Origin of the sequence: Streptomyces sp. XY006 (assembly GCF_002237655.1) — a bacterium.
In the GTDB taxonomy this organism is placed as follows: Bacteria; Actinomycetota; Actinomycetes; order Streptomycetales; family Streptomycetaceae; genus Streptomyces; species Streptomyces levis.
Genome location: NZ_NOKT01000022.1, coordinates 1 through 16,936, shown reverse-complemented (window position 1 = coordinate 16,936; position 16,936 = coordinate 1). Strand labels below are relative to the sequence as shown.

The 16,936-nt window shown below is 72.1% G+C and carries 13 protein-coding genes; 5 read left to right on the top strand and 8 right to left on the bottom strand.

Annotation, left to right across the window (positions count from 1 at the left end; genetic code table 11):
* Positions 1-29: 29 nt before the first annotated feature.
* Positions 30-728 carry a response regulator gene (locus CHR28_RS24580; protein ID WP_094055859.1) on the bottom strand — a complete coding sequence of 233 codons (699 nt, stop codon included), beginning with the start codon at positions 726-728 and terminating at the stop codon, positions 30-32.
* Positions 725-2,470 (bottom strand): sensor histidine kinase, encoded by a 1,746-nt coding sequence (locus CHR28_RS24575; RefSeq protein ID WP_094055858.1) that lies wholly within the window; start codon positions 2,468-2,470, stop codon positions 725-727. The genes CHR28_RS24580 and CHR28_RS24575 overlap by 4 nt, the downstream gene beginning before the upstream one ends.
* A 207-nt stretch (positions 2,471-2,677) precedes the next feature.
* On the opposite strand from CHR28_RS24575, the gene CHR28_RS24570 reads away from it, so the two are divergent.
* Positions 2,678-4,072, top strand: coding sequence for a cation:dicarboxylate symporter family transporter (locus CHR28_RS24570; protein WP_094055857.1), 1,395 nt, complete (start codon positions 2,678-2,680; stop codon positions 4,070-4,072).
* An 87-nt stretch (positions 4,073-4,159) separates the two neighbouring features.
* Here CHR28_RS24570 and CHR28_RS24565 read toward each other — a convergent pair whose 3' ends face one another.
* Positions 4,160-4,777, bottom strand: a complete 618-nt coding sequence (locus CHR28_RS24565; protein WP_094055856.1) for a TetR/AcrR family transcriptional regulator — start codon at positions 4,775-4,777, stop codon at positions 4,160-4,162.
* A 107-nt stretch (positions 4,778-4,884) separates the two neighbouring features.
* On the opposite strand from CHR28_RS24565, the gene CHR28_RS24560 reads away from it, so the two are divergent.
* From CHR28_RS24560 to CHR28_RS24545, 4 genes are all read left to right on the top strand, one after another.
* Complete coding sequence (locus CHR28_RS24560) at positions 4,885-6,558, top strand: DHA2 family efflux MFS transporter permease subunit (protein ID WP_094055855.1); 1,674 nt, start codon at positions 4,885-4,887, stop codon at positions 6,556-6,558.
* A gap of 42 nt (positions 6,559-6,600) precedes the next feature.
* A complete protein-coding gene (locus CHR28_RS24555; RefSeq protein ID WP_094055854.1) occupies positions 6,601-7,014 on the top strand; it encodes a MerR family transcriptional regulator in 414 nt (137 codons plus the stop codon).
* Positions 7,011-7,325 (top strand): thioredoxin family protein, encoded by a 315-nt coding sequence (locus tag CHR28_RS24550; RefSeq protein WP_094055973.1) that lies wholly within the window; start codon positions 7,011-7,013, stop codon positions 7,323-7,325. Before CHR28_RS24555 ends, CHR28_RS24550 begins: the two co-directional genes overlap by 4 nt.
* A 171-nt stretch (positions 7,326-7,496) precedes the next feature.
* Entirely contained in the window at positions 7,497-9,728 is a 2,232-nt protein-coding gene (locus CHR28_RS24545) for a HelD family protein (RefSeq protein ID WP_179272549.1), read from the top strand.
* Between the two features lie 24 nt (positions 9,729-9,752).
* On the opposite strand, the gene CHR28_RS24540 is transcribed toward CHR28_RS24545, so the two are convergent.
* The 5 genes from CHR28_RS24540 to CHR28_RS24520 all read right to left on the bottom strand — a co-directional run.
* Entirely contained in the window at positions 9,753-10,223 is a 471-nt protein-coding gene (locus CHR28_RS24540; protein ID WP_094055852.1) for a hypothetical protein, read from the bottom strand.
* A 125-nt stretch (positions 10,224-10,348) separates the two neighbouring features.
* Complete coding sequence (gene glgB / locus CHR28_RS24535; RefSeq protein ID WP_094055851.1) at positions 10,349-13,138, bottom strand: 1,4-alpha-glucan branching enzyme; 2,790 nt, start codon at positions 13,136-13,138, stop codon at positions 10,349-10,351.
* 31 nt (positions 13,139-13,169) lie between these two features.
* The gene (locus CHR28_RS24530) at positions 13,170-14,612 is read right to left on the bottom strand and encodes a maltokinase N-terminal cap-like domain-containing protein (protein WP_094055850.1); all 1,443 of its coding nucleotides are present in this window, start codon (positions 14,610-14,612) and stop codon (positions 13,170-13,172) included.
* A 192-nt stretch (positions 14,613-14,804) separates the two neighbouring features.
* Positions 14,805-16,505 carry a maltose alpha-D-glucosyltransferase gene (gene treS / locus CHR28_RS24525; protein WP_094055849.1) on the bottom strand — a complete coding sequence of 567 codons (1,701 nt, stop codon included), beginning with the start codon at positions 16,503-16,505 and terminating at the stop codon, positions 14,805-14,807.
* Positions 16,502-16,936: DUF3459 domain-containing protein (locus CHR28_RS24520; protein WP_143655883.1), on the bottom strand; the 435-nt coding region annotated here is incomplete at its 5' end. The genes CHR28_RS24520 and treS, both read right to left, overlap by 4 nt.

The window sequence follows — 16,936 nt, the reverse complement described above, 5'->3', positions numbered from 1 at the left end:
CGGGGGTTTGATCGGCGGCTGATGGACCGTCACTGACCGGTGACCCAGCGGTACTGCAACTCCGGCCGCCCGACGGTGCCGTACTGCGGGCGGCGGGCCGCGCGGCCCGCGTCGACGAGGTGCTCCAGGTAACGGCGGGCGGTGATGCGGGAGATGCCCACCGTCTCCGCCACGCCCGCGGCCGTCAGGCCCTCCGCGCTGTCGCGCAGGGCGAGCGTGACGCGCTCCAGGGTCGGCGCGCTCAGGCCCTTGGGCAGCGCGGCCGGGCCCGGTGCGCGCAGCGCGGCGAGCGCCCGGTCCACCTCGTCCTGGCCGCTGGCCTCGCCGACCGCCGCGTGGAACTCCGCGTACCGCACCAGCCGGTCGCGCAGGGTCGCGAAGGTGAACGGCTTCAGGACGTACTGCACGACACCGAGCGAGACGCCCTCGCGCACCACGGCCAGGTCGCGGGCCGACGTCACCGCTATCACGTCGGCGTGGTGGCCGGCCGCGCGCAGGGAACGGGCCAGTTGCAGGCCGTGCACATCGGGCAGGTGCAGATCCAGCAGCAGCAGGTCGACGGGGGTGCGCTCCAGGGCCCGGCGGGCCTCCGCACCCGTGTGGGCCTTGCCCACGGCCACGAAGCCGGGCACCCGGCCGACGTAGAGGACGTGCGCGTCGGCGGCGACCGGGTCGTCCTCCACCACCAGGACGCGGATGGCCTGCTGTCTCGTCGGGTCGCTCGTCATGCGTCGCCTCCACCGGCCTTGGACAGCGGGCCCCCGGAGGTCCCGGGCGCGGGCCCCGCGGGCAGCGGGAGCGCGGCGGCCGGATCCGACGGTGCCGCGCCGCCGTCCCGGGCGAGGTCGCCGGGCGCCGCATCCGCCGCCCGGCTCAGCGGCAGCCGCACCTCGAACTGTGCCCCGCCCCCGTCGGCGCCCGTCACCGACAGCGTCCCGCCGTGCCGGTGCGCCGCCTGCCGGACCAGCGCCAGGCCCAGCCCCCGGCCGCCCGGTCCGGCCGGCTTGGTCGTGAAGCCCCGCTGGAAGACGGCCTCGGCGTGCTCGGGATCCACGCCCGGGCCCGTGTCCGACACCCGCATCACCAGCTCCGGGCAGCCGCCCGCGGCCTCGGTGTACGCGGCCACCGTCACCCGGGCCCGCACGCTGCCCTGCGCCGCGTCCACGGCGTTGTCGATGAGGTTGCCGAGGATCGTCACCAGATCCCGCGCCGGCAGGGACGCGGGCAGCAGGCCGTCGTCGAGGCTGCTGTCCTCCGACACCACCAGCTCCACGCCCCGCTCGTTCGCCTGGGCGGTCTTGCCCAGCAGCAGCGCCGCCAGCACCGGCTCGCTCACCGCCGCCACGACCTGGTCGGTCAGCGCCTGGGCCAGCTCCAGCTCGGCCGTCGCGAACTCCACCGCTTCCTCCGCCCGGCCCAGCTCGATCAGCGAGACGACCGTGTGCAGCCGGTTCGCCGCCTCGTGCGCCTGCGAGCGCAGCGCCTGGGTGAAACCCCGCTCGGAGTCCAACTCGCCCATGAGCGACTGGAGTTCGGTGACATCGCGGAGGGTCACGACCGTACCGCGCCGCTCGCCGCCCGACACCGGCGAGGTGTTGATCACCAGCACCCGGGAGGCCGTGAGATGCACCTCGTCCACCCGCGGCTCCGAGGCCAGCAGCGCGCCCGTCAGCGGAGCGGGCAGCCCCAGCTGGGCCACCGACCTGCCCACCACGTTCCCGGCCACGCCCAGCAGCTCCCGCCCTCCGTCGTTGATCAACGCCACACGGTACTGCCCGTCCAGCATCAGCAGCCCCTCGCGTACCGCGTGCAGGGCGGCCTGGTGGTAGTCGTGCATCCGGCTCAGCTCGGCCGCGTTCATCCCGTGGGTGTGGCGGCGCAGCCGGGCGTTGATGACGTACGTGCCGACCGCGCCCAGTACCAGCGCGCCGGCCGCGACGCCGAGCAGGGCCGTGAGCTGCTCCTGGACGCGCTGGGTGATCTCCTCGACCCGGATGCCCGCGCTGACCAGGCCGACCACCCGCGGGCCGTCCTTGATCGGGGTGACCGCCCGGACCGACGGGCCGAGCGTGCCGGTGTAGGTCTCGGTGAAGGTCCGGCCGCGCAGCGCCTTGTCGGTGTGGCCCTGGAAGGTCTGGCCGATCTGCTTCGGGTCCGGGTGCGTCCAGCGGATGCCCCGCGGATCCATGATCGTGATGAAGTCGACCTCGGTGTCCCGCATCACCCGCAGCGCGTACGGCTGGAGCTCGGCCGTCGGATCGGGGGTGCGGATCGCCGCCGTCACGGACGGGGAGTCGGCGACCGACCGGGCCACCGCCCGGGCCTGGCGCGCCGCCGCCTCCTCGGCCTGGCTGCGGTCGCTGACATAGGTGAACAGCGCGTATCCGGCCACGACGACCGCTATCAGCACGGCCTGCATGGCGAAGAGCTGGCCCGCCAGACTGCGGGGGCCGGGGACGGTGAGGCGCATGCCGTCAGTCTGCACCGTGGCCGATTGTGAACTAAATGAACGGAAGGGTGACCGCGCTCACAGCGCACGACATAGTCACGGCATTCCCCATAACGCATCTCCGGGAGCCCCGCTCCCTGTTTCCCGCAGTTGCCCGGAGCTTCCGGAGATTTCCCGGACGTGAGCCGCACGCCGGTGATGCCGACGACGTCGTCAAGGAGGGCCGCCGTGACCAGCGCAGCCGATACGGCACCTGCCGCACCCAAGGCCAAGCGGGACCGCACGCACTATCTCTACATCGCGGTGATCATCGCGGTCGCCGCCGGTATCGCGGTGGGCCTGGCCGCACCGGACTTCGCTGTCGAGCTGAAGCCCATCGGCACGGGCTTCGTGAACCTGATCAAGATGATGATCTCGCCGATCATCTTCTGCACGATCGTGCTGGGCATCGGCTCGGTGCGCAAGGCCGCCAAGGTCGGCGCCGTCGGCGGTATCGCCCTCGGCTACTTCATGGTGATGTCGCTGGTCGCCCTGAGCATCGGCCTGGTCGTCGGCAACATTCTGGAGCCGGGCACGGGCCTGGCCGTGACCGACGCGGTCAAGGACGCCGGACACGCGCAGGTCGACGCCGAGGCCAAGGACACCACCGAGTTCCTGCTCGGCATCATCCCGACCACGATCGTCTCCGCCTTCACCAGCGAGTCGGTGCTGCAGACCCTGCTGATCGCCCTGCTCGCCGGCTTCGCGCTGCAGGGCATGGGCGCGGCCGGGCAGCCGATCCTGCGCGGCATCGAGCACATCCAGCGGCTCGTCTTCCGCATCCTCGCCATGGTGATGTGGGCGGCCCCGATCGGTGCCTTCGGCGCCATCGCCGCCGTCACCGGCTCCGCCGGCCTGGACGCGCTCAAGAGCCTCGCGGTGCTGATGCTCGGCTTCTACGTCACCTGCTTCCTCTTCGTCTTCATCGTGCTCGGCGCCCTGCTGCGCGTGATCTCCGGCCTGAACATCCTCACGCTGTTCAAGTACCTCGGCCGTGAGTTCCTGCTGATCCTGTCCACCTCCTCGTCCGAGTCCGCGCTGCCGCGGCTCATCGCGAAGATGGAGCACCTGGGCGTCAGCAAGCCGGTGGTCGGCATCACCGTCCCGACCGGCTACTCCTTCAACCTCGACGGCACCATGATCTACATGACCATGGCCTCGCTGTTCATCGCCGACGCCATGGGCACCCCGATGTCGATCGGCGAGCAGATCCCGCTGCTGCTCTTCCTGCTGGTCGCCTCCAAGGGCGCCGCCGGTGTCACCGGTGCCGGTCTCGCGACCCTGGCCGGTGGTCTGCAGTCGCACAAGCCGGCCCTGGTGGACGGCATCGGCCTGATCGTGGGCATCGACCGCTTCATGAGCGAGGCCCGCGCCCTGACCAACTTCGCGGGCAACGCCGTGGCCACCGTGCTGATCGGCACCTGGACGAAGGAGATCGACAAGGACCGGGTCAACCAGGTCCTCGCCGGGCAGCTGCCCTTCGACGAGAAGACCCTGCTCGACGACGGGCACGGCGCCCCGGCCTCCGGCGGCCACGTCGAGGTGCCCGAGCCGGGCGGCGAGAAGGAGCTGGCGAAGGCCTGACGGCCGCGCTGCCCAGGACTCCGGGCGGCTTGGTGTCCCCCCGTCGCCCAGCCGCCCGGTCCCACTTCGCAGTCCCAGCAGAAGAAGTCAGTCGTTCAGCTCCGCCACCAGCCCCGTGGCGGTCGAGGCGGGCACGCCCGCCGCGGTCAGGATGGTGACCGCGGCGCAGCGGCCCGCCTCTTCCGCTGCCACCAGCCCGTCGTTCACCGCCTCCATCAGCGCCACCAGCATCTGCTCGTGCACGTAGGCCAGGGCCGGGGCGGGCAGCGGTGAGCTGAAGACACCCTCGTCCAGGCCGCGCCGCAGCATGCCGGCGGCGGTCTCCCGGACCGGGGCGAGGCGTTCGCGGATGCCCTGCATGGTCACCGTGCGCTGGGCGAGCGCGACCAGCAGCCGGTAGCGGTCGGCGATCTCCCACACGGCCAGCACCGAGCGGGCCACGGCCTCCGCCGGATCCCCCACCCCCGCGCGGCCGGCGGCGTGCGCGGCCGACAGGGCCTCCACCGCCTCGTCGACGAGCGTGCTGATGAGGGCCTCGCGGTTCGGGAAATGCCCGTACACCGTGCGCCGGACGACGCCCGCCGCGCGGGCGATCTGGTCCATGGACGCGTCGGGGTCCCGCAGCAGTTCCGCGAGGGCGACATCGAGGATGCGGCGGCGGTTGGCGTCGGCGCGGCTGGTGGTGCCCGTGGTCATGGACGTCATTGTGCCCCTCCGGAGCCGAGTTGCACAGTGCTGTGCAACGGCGTAGATTGCACATCGTTGTGTAAATGCACAGCCATGTGCAAATCAGCGAGGAAGGCGCCCCTGCCATGCGACTCGTCGTGACCGAACCGGCCGAGAGGACGGACCGCCCCTACCCGCGCCGCTGGTGGGCGCTGCTCGTGCTCTGCCTGAGCCTGCTGATCATCGTGATGGCGAACACCGCCCTCACCGTGGCGGCACCCGCCATGACCGAGGACCTCGGACTGTCCAGCGCCGACCTGCAGTGGGTCATCGACGGCTACACCGTCCCCTACGCCGCGCTGATGCTGCTGCTCGGCGCGATCGGCGACAAGTACAGCCGCCGGGGCGCGCTGGTGCTCGGGCTCCTCGTGTTCGGCGGCGGGGCCGTCTTCGGCTACCTCGCCGACAGCGCAACGGCGGTCATCGCCGCCCGTGCCGTGATGGGCGCCGGAGCCGCGATGATCATGCCCGCCACACTGTCCCTGCTCGCCGCGACCTTCCCGCGGGGCGAGCGCGCCCGCGCCATCACCCTGTGGACCGCCACGGCCGGACTCGCCATCGCGGCCGGGCCGCTGGTCGCCGGGGCGCTGCTGGAGCACCACGGCTGGTCGTCGACGTTCCTGATCAACGTGCCCGTCGCCGCGCTGGCACTCGTCGGCGCGTTCGTCCTGGTCCCGCCGTCCAAGGCCGCCGACCGCGGGCGGATCGACTACGGCGGCGGGCTGCTGTCCGTGGTGTGGATCGCGGCACTGGTCTACGCGATCATCCAGGGACCGCACTTCGGCTGGGACGCCCAGGCGGTCACGGCCGCGGTCGTCGCGGGGGCCGGGCTCGCCGCCTTCGTGGTGTGGGAGCTGCGCCATCCCCGCCCGCTGCTCGACGTGCGCCGCTTCGCCGACCGGCGGTTCGCGGGCTCCAACCTCGCCGTCGCGCTGTTCTTCCTGGCCGTGTTCGGGGCCTTCTACTACCTGACGCAGCACCTGCAGTTCGTCCTCGGCTACGACGCCCTGGACACCGGCGTGCGGATGCTGCCGCTGGCGGGCGCGGTGTTCGCCGGCTCGGCCCTCACCGGGTACCTCACGCCCCGGGTCGGCATGAAGTGGACCGTCACGGCCGGCATGGTCGGCGGCACGGCGGCACTGGCCCTGCTCACCCGGATCGACTCCGGCTCGGCGTACGGCGACTTCGTCGTGCCCCTGGTCGTCCTGGGCCTGGCGATCGGGCTCGCCCTCTCGCCCTGCACGGACGCGATCATGGGGGCCTTCCCGGAGTCGGAGCTCGGCGTCGGCGGCGCGGTCAACGACACGTCGCTGGAGCTGGGCGGATCGATCGGCATCGCCCTCCTCGGTTCGCTGCTGGCGACGTCGTACTCCGGTCACCTCTCGGACGCGACGGCCGGCAGCAAGCTGCCCGCGTCCTCCCTGGAGACGGCCCAGGACTCCGTCGGGGCCGGGTACGCCGTCGCGCAGGGCATCGGCGACCGGGCCCGGCAGCTCGCCGAGCAGGCGGCCGGCACGAGCGATCCGCAGCAGGCGGAGCGGCTCAGGGCGCAGGCCGAGCAACTCGCCGGCGGCGCACGGCAGATGGCCGACGCGGTGGGCTCGTCCTTTGCCGACGCGGTCGCCCACACCAGCCTGGTCGGGGCGGCGGTCCTGGGCGTCGGCACGGTGCTCGTGGCGCTGCTGCTGCCCGGCCGGGGCGAGCCGGAGCCCGAGCAGGCCGTCGAGGAGCGGGAGCCGGAGAACGCCGGGGCGCGCTGAGGTGTTGCCTTGACCTCGGCGTCAAGGATTACGTTCGACCCCATGCGAATCGGCGAGCTGGCCGCACGCGCCGGGACCACCACGCGGACGCTGCGGTACTACGAGGCACGAGGGCTGCTGCCCGCGCGGCGTGCGGACAACGGATACCGGACGTACGACGAGTGCGATCTGAAGCTGCTGGAGCAGATCCGGACGCTGCAGGACTTCGGGTTCGGCCTGGAGGAGACACGGCCCTTCGTGGAGTGCCTGCGCGCCGGGCACCCCGAGGGCGACTCCTGTCCGGCGTCCCTCGCGGTCTACCGGCGCAAGCTGGACGAACTCGACGCGCTGATCGGCGAGTTGAGCGCCGTGCGGGACACGGTGGCGCGGCAGCTGGCGCGGGCCGAGCTGAACGCCGAGGCCGAGGCTCCGGGCGGTCCGGAGCCCCGCTGCGAACTGGGGAGGCACCCGTGGTGACCGACGTGACGGACGCGGACTTCGAGGCCGAGGTGATCGGCGCGGATCTGCCGGTCCTGGTGGAGTTCACCGCCGACTGGTGCCCGCCCTGCCGGCAGATGGCGCCGGTGCTCAAGGCCCTCGCCGCCGAGGAGGGCGACCGGCTGAAGGTGGTGCAGCTGGACGTGGACCACAATCCGCTGACCACCAACGCCTACAAGGTGCTGTCCATGCCGACGTTCCTGGTGTTCCGCGACGGCGAGCCCGTGAAGTCCATGGTCGGCGCGCGGGCCAAGCGCCGGCTGCTGCAGGAGCTGTCCGACGTGCTGTGAGCGACCGGCCCGGGGCACGGAAAAGCCCCCGAGCAATTGGCTCGGGGGCTTTTCTCGCGTATATTGATTCATTCGCGACTTCAAGTCGATTGAAGTCGCGGAGGAGTTCAGTGAGCACAGTATATCCGGGCGGGAGCGGAATTGTCAAACACCGAATTTCCGGACGATGAATTGCGGCAGGAACAGGAATTCATCGACGGGTTGTACGCGCGCGTGGACGCGCTGCGCGGCGACGCCGAGACCTCCGTCACGGACGCGCTCGCGCAGGGCAACACGCCCATGCAGGCCCGACTCGAACGGGACATCCTCGTCGCCGAGCGCTCCGGGCTGCTCGCCGCGCTGAACGCGGTGGACGGCTGTCTGTGCTTCGGCCGGATCGACCTCACCTCGGGCGTCACCCACCACATCGGCCGCATCGGCCTGCGCACCGACGACGCGGAGCGCACGCCCGTCCTGATCGACTGGCGCGCCGACGTCGCCCGCCCCTTCTACCTGGCCACCGGCCACACCCCGATGGGCCTCAGGCGCCGGCGGCACATCGCCACCGAGGGCCGCAGGGTCACCCACCTGCACGACGAGATCCTCGACCTCGGCGACGAGACCCGCACCGGCCACGAGGACCCGACGGGCGACGCCGTGCTGCTCGCCGCGCTGAACTCCGCGCGCACCGGCCGCATGAGCGACATCGTGCAGACCATCCAGGCCGACCAGGACCGCATCATCCGCGCCCCGCACCGCGGCGTCCTCGTGGTGGAGGGCGGCCCGGGCACCGGCAAGACGGCCGTCGCCCTGCACCGCGCCGCCTACCTGCTCTACGAGCACCGCGAGCTGCTCGCCAAGCGGGCCGTGCTGATCGTCGGGCCCAACCCGGCGTTCCTCGGCTACATCGGCGAGGTGCTGCCGTCCCTGGGCGAGACCGGCGTGCTCCTCGCGACCGTCGGCGAGCTGTACCCCGGTGTGAAGGCGACCGCCACCGACACGCCCGAGGCGGCCGCCGTGAAGGGCCGCGCCGCCATGGCCGACGTGCTCGCCGAGGTCGTCCGCGCCCGGCAGGCGCTGCCCGACCCGGTGATCGCCATCGAGCACGACCGCGAGGTGCTGATGCTCGACGACGGCCTGGTCAACGTCGCACGCGAGCGCACCCGCGCCGCCAAGCTGCCGCACAACGCCGCCCGCGAGCACTTCGAGGGGCACATCCTCAACACCCTCACCGAGCTGTACGCCGAGCGCATCGGCACCGACCCCTTCGACGGGTCCAGCCTGCTCGACCCCAGCGACGTCACCCAGATCCGCGACGACCTCGCCGAGAACCCCGAAGTGTGGGCCGCGATCGACCGGTTGTGGCCGGTGCTGACCCCGCAGCGGCTCGTCGCCGACTTCCTCGCGGCGCCCGAGGAGTTCCTGCCGGCCGAGGACGCCGACGCCGTACGCCGCCCGGTGACCCGGCGCTGGACCGTCGCCGACGTGCCGCTGCTCGACGAGGCCGCCGAACTCCTCGGCGAGGACGACCGGCTCGCCCGGGAGCGCGCCGAGCGGGAGCGCGAGCGGCAGATCGCCTACGCGCAGGGCGTGCTGGACGTGTCGTACGCGTCCCGGACCTACGAGTTCGAGGACAAGGAGGAGGACGACCCCGAGAGCTCCGAGGTGCTGTCCGCGCACGACATCATCGACGCCGAGCGGTTCGCCGAGCGGCACGAGGAGGACGACCACCGCAGCGCCGCCGAGCGGGCGGCCGCCGACCGCACCTGGGCGTTCGGGCACATCATCGTCGACGAGGCGCAGGAGCTGTCGCCGATGGCGTGGCGGCTGCTGATGCGGCGCAGCCCGACCCGCTCGATGACCCTGGTCGGCGACCCGGCGCAGACCGCGGAGGCCGCCGGGGTGGGCTCCTGGTCGGGCATCCTCGCCCCGTACGTCGAGGACCGCTGGGAGCACACCCGCCTGGGCGTCAACTACCGCACCCCGGCCGAGATCATGGACGTCGCGGCGGCCGTGGTCCGGGCCGAGAACCCGGAGTTCGAGCCGCCCAGCTCCGTCCGCTCCACGGGCGTACGGCCCTGGGCCCGGGCCACCGACGACCTGCCGGGCGCCGTCGCCAAGGCGGTCGGGGAGCTCACCCCGGCCGAGGGGCGGCTCGCGGTGATCGCCCCGCGCGACCTCCACCGCTCCCTCGCGGCCCGGCTGGACGGCGTCACGGCGGGCGCCGAACCCGACCTCACACAGACGGTGGTCCTGCTCGACCCGCGCCAGGCCAAGGGCCTGGAGTTCGACTCGGTCCTCGTGGTCGAACCCGCCCGGTACGGCACCAGCGACCTGTACGTGGCCCTGACCCGCGCCACCCAGCACCTGGGCGTCCTGCACACCGGAGAACTCCCCACGGCCCTGGCAAAGGCACTCATGTAGCCCGTGAGGCGCCTGCTCCGGCCGTCATGGCGCGGCGGGCGCCTTGCGGGCGCGTAGTTCGGTTGTGTAGCCGGCGGTGATGGCGAGCAGGGCTGCGGTCAGGGCGAGGACCGCCGTCGCCCCGTTCATCCATCCGTAGTCCGGGTCGCTGGTGTAGACGGAGCCGTCGCCGCGGACGCAGTCGAAGCGCAGCGGCAGGTACGAGGACCGGTGGTGGCTCAGCCCCTCGATCGTGGCCGGGTCGAAACCGTCGCGGCAGGCCGGGGCCGGGACCGAGTTCGCCCCGTCGTCGAAGGCCGCCTCCGAGCCCAGCACGGCGAAGAGGCCGAGGGAGTACACGGCGGCGGCCGCCCACGCGGCCGTCGCCGCCGCCCGGCGCAGCAGATGCACCGGCCACGGCTCGGGCCGCCCGGGCAGCGCCACGGCGACGGCACCCGCGGCGGCGATCAGCGCGGCGACGGCGCAGACCGCCGAGAGACCGAGGCCCACCAGCACGGGCCTCAGCCCTTTGCGGAGCGGCGGGGGAGTGGGGGGACACGCATGCGGTCACCCCACCACTCCCGGACCGGACGGGCTGTGACGCAGGCCACTTCTCCGGTCACACCCCTGTCACAGGGGGCCTACGCCGGGCGCAGCCAGACCGTCGCCAGCGGCGGCAGGGTCAGGCGGATGCTCGCCGGGCGCCCGTGCCAGGGCTGGGCCTCGGGCTTGACCGGGTCGGGGTTGGTGACGTCGCTGCCGCCGTAGCGGGCCGCGTCGGTGTTGACGGCCTCGTGCCAGGCGGAGACGTCCTCCGGCACGCCCAGCCGGTAGTCCGGGCGGACGACCGGCGCGAAGTTCGACACCGCCAGCAGGGGATTGCCCTCCGGGTCCAGGCGCAGGAACGCGAGCACGTTGTCGTCGGCCGCGTCGCCGGCGATCCACTCGAACCCGGCCGGGTCCGTGTCCAGCCGCCACAGCGCCGGGGTGGTGCGGTACACGGCGTTGAGGTCGCGGACCAGGTCGCGCACGCCCCGGTGGTCGGCCTCGGCCCCGTAGCCCGGATCCAGCAGCCACCAGTCCGGTCCGTGCGCCTCGGACCACTCCGCGCCCTGCGCGAACTCCTGGCCCATGAACAGCAGTTGCTTGCCCGGGTGGGCCCACATGAAGCCGAGGTAGGAGCGGACCCCGGCGCGCTGCTGCCACCAGTCGCCCGGCATCTTCGACACCAGGGACCCCTTGCCGTGCACGACCTCGTCGTGCGAGATCGGCAGGACGTAGTTCTCGCTGTAGGCGTACACCATGGAGAACGTCATCTCGTGGTGGTGGTACTTGCGGTGCACCGGCTCGTGGCTCATGTACTGCAGCGAGTCGTGCATCCAGCCCATGTTCCACTTCAGGCCGAACCCGAGCCCGCCGAAGCCGCTCGGACCCTTGTGGTGGGTGGCGCGGGTGACGCCGTCCCACGCGGTGGACTCCTCCGCGACCGTCACCACGCCGGGCACCCTGCGGTACACCGTCGCGTTCATCTCCTGGAGGAACGCCACCGCGTCCAGGTTCTCCCGGCCGCCGTGCTCGTTGGGCGTCCACTGGCCCGGCTCGCGCGAGTAGTCGAGGTAGAGCATCGAGGCGACCGCGTCCACGCGCAGCCCGTCGATGTGGAACTCCTCGCACCAGTACACGGCGTTGGCGACGAGGAAGTTGCGCACCTCGTTGCGCCCGAAGTCGAACTCCAGCGTGCCCCAGTCGGGGTGCGCGGCCCGCAGCGGGTCCGCGTGCTCGTACAGGGGCCGGCCGTCGAACTCGGCCAGCGCCCAGTCGTCACGCGGGAAGTGCGCCGGGACCCAGTCCATGATCACGCCGATGCCGGCCTGGTGCAGCTTGTCGACCAGGTACCGGAAGTCGTCCGGCGTGCCCAGGCGTGCCGTCGGCGCGTAGAAGCCGGTGACCTGGTAGCCCCAGGACCCGCCGAAGGGGTGCTCCGCGACGGGCATCAGCTCGACGTGCGTGAAGCCCAGGTTCTTCACATAGCCGGGGAGCTGCTCGGCCAGCTGGCGATACGTCAGTCCCGGTCGCCAGGACGGCAGATGGACCTCGTACACCGAGAACGGCGACTCGTGCGCCGGTGCCTCGGCGCGCCGGGCGAGCCACTCGGCGTCCTCCCACTCGTAGCGCGAGGAGGTGATGACCGACGAGGTCGCGGGCGGCACCTCGGTGCGGCGGGCCATCGGGTCCGCCCGCATCGTCTTCGAACCGTCGGGCCGGGTGATCTCGAACTTGTACAGCTCGCCCTCGCCGACGTCCGGCAGGAACAGCTCCCACACGCCCGACGAGCCGAGCGAGCGCATGGCGTGCCCGGTGCCGTCCCAGAAGTTGAACGTGCCGGCCACGCGCACGCCGCGCGCGTTCGGCGCCCAGACCGCGAAGCGGGTGCCGGTCACGCCCTGGTGGGTCATCGGGTGCGCGCCCAGCGCCGTCCACAGCTCCTCGTGCCGGCCCTCGCCGATCAGGTGCAGGTCGAGGTCGCCGAGCGTGGGCAGGAAGCGGTAGGCGTCCTCGGTGTCCAGGAGCGTGCCCTCGTACTGCACGAGCAGCCGGTACTCCGGGACCTCCCGCAGCGGCAGCAGCCCCGAGAAGAAGCCCTCCCCGTCGGCGTGCAGCTCCGCCCGCACCTCCCCGGCGACGACCGTCACCGACAGGGCGTACGGACGGAACGCCCGGAAGGCGATGCCGCCGGGCACGGGGTGGGCGCCGAGCACGGAGTGCGGGGCGTGGTGCGTGCCGCTCAGCAGCCGCTCACGGTCCCCGGCGTCCAGGGCGGGCGAGACGGCGACCTCCACCTCCGGCGGCACGACCTGACCCGGGGCGGTCCCGGCGGCGGCGGCCTTGCCGGCGGGCGCCTTCTTCGCGACCGCCTTCTTCGCGGGCGCGCTCTTCTTCGCGACCGCCTTCTTCGCGACCGTCTTCTTCGCCCCCGTGACCGCCGAGGACTTCTTGGCGACGGCCTTGGTGGCGCTCGCCTTGCTCGCGGCGGCCTTGGTGGTGGTCGCCTTGGCCGCGGCGGCCTTGGTGGCAGCGGTCTTGGCGGTGGCCGCCTTCTTCGCGGGGGCCTTCGCGGGGGCCTTCGCGGTGGCCGCCTTCGTCGTGGCGGCCTTCTTGGCGACCGCCTTCTTCGCGGCCGTCGCCTTGACCGTCGTCTCCCCGGCCGCCGTCTTCTTCGCGGTGGCCTTCTTCGCGGTCGTCTTCGCCGGGGCCGTCTTCTTGGCGGCGGCCTTCTTCGCGGCGGCCGTGCCCTTCCGGGCCGCCGCCTGTTTCGGCACCGCCGTCTTCTTCGCGGCACTCTTCTTCTGCGCGGCCGTGGGCTGCTCGGGGATCTTCTCCCCGGCCGTCCCCTTGGGACGCGGACCGCTGGACTCAGGGCGGGGGGTCACGGGCGGAGCCTCCTGGGCGAAGGTGGGTCAGTCAGGTCAGGTGGCCGGACGCGGCGAGCCGGTCTATGGCGGCCAGCGGCACCGGCAGCCAGTCGGGGCGGTGCCGGGCCTCGTAGACCACCTCGTAGATCGCCTTGTCCGTCTCGTAGGCGCGCAGCAGCACCGGGTCGGTGCGCGGATCGCGGCCGGAGGCGTCCGCGTAGCCGGAGCAGTACGCGGAACGGCAGGTCTCGGCCCAGTCCGGCTGGGGCGGGTCGGCCGAGCGCGCCGCGTAGTCGAAGGACCGCAGCATGCCGGCGACGTCCCGCACCACCGGCTGCGGCATGCGCCGCTCGGCCAGCGGCCGGGCCGGCTCGCCCTCGAAGTCGATCAGTTTCCACGTGCCGGCGGGCGAGCGCAGGCACTGCCCGAGGTGCAGGTCGCCGTGCACCCGCTGTGCGGTCCAGGTGCGGCCCTCGGCGGCCAGATCGCCCAGTGCCGTGAACGCCGACCGCAGGCCGCCGGCGTACGGGCGCAGCGCGGGCACCGCCTGGACGGCCGCGTCCAGGCGCTCGATCATGCCGTCCACCATGAGCCGCAGCTGCGCATGACCGAGTGTGACCGTCGGCAGCGCACGGGCCAGCGCGGTGTGCACCTCGGCGGTGGCCCGTCCCAGCGCCCGCGCCTCCGCGGCGAAGTCCTCGCCCTTGGCCAGCTCGCGCAGCGCCAGCTCCCAGCCGTCGGAGGCGCCCTGCACGAAGGGCTGGAGCACCCCCAGCACATACGGCTGGCCGGCCGGGTCCACCGGGCCCGTCGAGACGACCGGGTCCGCCCCGGGGTCCACGTCCGCCACCATCCAGGCCGTCGGCGCGGGCACCCGGGGGCAGCTCTCACGGGCCAGGGCCAGCGGCAGCTCCAGGTCCGGGTTGACCCCGGGCACGATCCGCCGCAGCAGCTTCAGGATGAACGTATCTCCGTACACGATCGACGAGTTGGACTGCTCCGCGGTCACCACGCGCGGCACCAGCCCGGACCGGATGTCCTGACCGAGGTCCCGCTCGAAGCGGAGCGCGCCGATGCGGGCGCGGGTGTGCAGCGCCTCCAGGAGCAGCTCGGCGGGCCGGGTGTCGTGCAGGGCGTCGTAGACCGTCCGGCCGGCCAGCGGACCCTCCGGCACATGACCGATGAGCGCGGGCGCCAGCCGAGGTGGCAGCGCCTCGCGCACGCCTATGAGCAGCTGGTAGCAGTCACCGGGGTGGCCGGGCGCCCCGTGGGACCGCAGGAGCGGCTGGTGGGCGCGGACGAGCAGGTGGTACAGGCCGAGCTTGGCCGTGGGCGGCAGCAGCTCGGTGGCCTCGACGAGCGTGAACCCGGTGACCGGCCGCCCCTTGCCCGCGAACCAGCGCTGCCGCGGCAGCCATTCCCGCAGCAGTGGATCGAGGGAGGCAAGAAGGCCGGGCGGGGTGGTGACGGTGCGTGTGACGGCTTCCGACATGGCGTCGCGTCCTTTCACCCATTTCTGGTGCGCCTCCGGGCGCCTGCGGCCGGCCCCGGACGGCGCCCCTTCCGGCTCACGCGGGTGGCGGGGTGTTACTGATGCGTGCCCCGGGCGGGGCGGAGGAAACGCCCCGCCGCGGGGGTTTGCGGCCTGCCCCGCGCAACAGGCCTGATCAGGCCGCAACCGGCCTCATACGGCGTCCTTGCGGAGCCGGAACCAGTAGAAGCCGTGACCCGCCAGCGTCAGCAGGTACGGCAGCTCGCCGATCGCCGGGAAGCGCACCCCGCCGAACAGCTCCACCGGGTGCCGGCCCTCGAACGCGCTCAGATCCAGCTCCGTGGGCTGTGCGAAACGCGAGAAGTTGTTCACGCACAGCACCAGGTCGTCCTCGTACTCCCGCAGGAACGCCAGCACCGCCGGGTTCGTCGACGGCAGCTCGGTGTAGGAGCCGAGTCCGAAGGCCGGGTTCTGCTTGCGGATCTCGATCATGCGGCGGGTCCAGTGCAGCAGCGACGACGGCGAGGCCATGGACGCCTCGACGTTGGTCACCTGGTAGCCGTAGACCGGGTCCATGATCGTGGGCAGGAACAGCCGCCCCGGATCGGACGAGGAGAAGCCCGCGTTGCGGTCGGGCGTCCACTGCATGGGCGTGCGCACCGCGTCGCGGTCGCCGAGCCAGATGTTGTCGCCCATGCCGATCTCGTCGCCGTAGTACAGGATCGGCGAGCCCGGCAGGGACAGCAGCAGGGCCGTGAACAGCTCGATCTGGTTGCGGTCGTTGTCCAGCAGCGGGGCGAGCCTGCGCCGGATGCCGATGTTGGCGCGCATCCGCGGGTCCTTGGCGTACTCGGCCCACATGTAGTCGCGCTCTTCGTCGGTGACCATCTCGAGCGTGAGCTCGTCGTGGTTGCGCAGGAAGATGCCCCACTGGCAGCCCGAGGGGATGGCCGGGGTCTTGGCCAGGATCTCGGAGACCGGGTAGCGCGATTCCCGCCGCACGGCCATGAAGATGCGCGGCATGACCGGGAAGTGGAACGCCATGTGGCACTCGTCGCCGCCGCTCGGATAGTCGCCGAAGTAGTCGACGACGTCCTCGGGCCACTGGTTCGCCTCCGCCAGCAGCACCGTGTCCGGGTACTGCGCGTCGATCTCCTTGCGCACCCGCTTGAGGAAGTCGTGCGTGGCCGGGAGGTTCTCGCAGTTGGTGCCCTCCTCCTGGTACAGGTACGGCACCGCGTCCAGCCGGAACCCGTCGATGCCCAGGTCCAGCCAGAACTTCAGGGCGGAGATCATCTCCTCCTGCACGGCCGGGTTCTCGTAGTTGAGGTCCGGCTGGTGGGAGAAGAAACGATGCCAGTAGTACTGCTTGCGGACCGGGTCGAACGTCCAGTTGGAGGCCTCGGTGTCGACGAAGATGATGCGCGCGTCCGGGAACTGCTTGTCGTCGTCGGCCCACACGTAGTAGTCGCCGTAGGGGCCGTCGGGGTCCTTGCGCGACTCCTGGAACCAGGGGTGCTGGTCGCTGGTGTGGTTCATGACGAAGTCGATGATCACGCGCATGCCGCGCTGGTGGGCGGCGTCGACGAACTCCACGAAGTCCGCGAGGTCGCCGAACTCCGGCAGCACGGCCGTGTAGTCGGAGACGTCGTAGCCGCCGTCGCGCAGGGGCGATTTGAAGAAGGGCGGCAGCCACAGGCAGTCGACGCCGAGCCACTGCAGGTAGTCGAGCTTGGCGGTCAGGCCCTTCAGGTCACCGACGCCGTCGCCGTTGCTGTCCTGGAAGGAGCGGACGAGCACCTCGTAGAAGACGGCGCGCTTGAACCACTCCGGGTCGCGGTCCCTGGCGGGTGTGTCCTCGAAGGTGTCCTGCACGGGTTCGTTGACGATCATGTTGTGGGTGACCCTCCGATCTGCGGGTGGGACGGTCGCAGAACCGAGAAGACGTGCGCGGGACGGTGGCCCGGTTCGAGGCGCACATAGTTGGCCCTGCCCCAGTGGTAGGTCTCGCCGGTGAGCTCGTCGCGCACCGGCACCGACTCGTGCCAGTCCAGGCCGAGTTGCGGCATGTCCAACGAGACCGTGGCCTCCTGGGTGTGGTGGGGGTCGAGGTTGGCGACCACCAGAACCGTGTTCGAACCCTTCCTCTTCGAATACACGATCACCGCTTCCTTGTCCGCGTGGTGGAAGTGGAGGTCGCGCAGCTGCTGCAGGGCCGGGTTCTCCCGCCGGATGGTGTTGAGCCGGGTGAGCAGGGGGGTGATGGTGCGGCCCTCGCGTTCGGCGGTGTCCCAGTCGCGGGGCCTGAGCTGGTACTTCTCCGA

Bases quoted from the DNA above. Each gene is read 5' to 3' on its own strand.
- CHR28_RS24580 (WP_094055859.1), bottom strand. From the start codon at position 728: ATGACGAGCGACCCGACGAGACAGCAGGCCATCCGCGTCCTGGTGGTG.
- CHR28_RS24575 (WP_094055858.1), bottom strand. From the start codon at position 2,470: ATGCGCCTCACCGTCCCCGGCCCCCGCAGTCTGGCGGGCCAGCTCTTC.
- CHR28_RS24565 (WP_094055856.1), bottom strand. From the start codon at position 4,777: ATGACGTCCATGACCACGGGCACCACCAGCCGCGCCGACGCCAACCGC.
- CHR28_RS24560 (WP_094055855.1), top strand. From the start codon at position 4,885: ATGCGACTCGTCGTGACCGAACCGGCCGAGAGGACGGACCGCCCCTAC.
- CHR28_RS24555 (WP_094055854.1), top strand. From the start codon at position 6,601: ATGCGAATCGGCGAGCTGGCCGCACGCGCCGGGACCACCACGCGGACG.
- CHR28_RS24530 (WP_094055850.1), bottom strand. From the start codon at position 14,612: ATGTCGGAAGCCGTCACACGCACCGTCACCACCCCGCCCGGCCTTCTT.
- treS (WP_094055849.1), bottom strand. From the start codon at position 16,505: ATGATCGTCAACGAACCCGTGCAGGACACCTTCGAGGACACACCCGCC.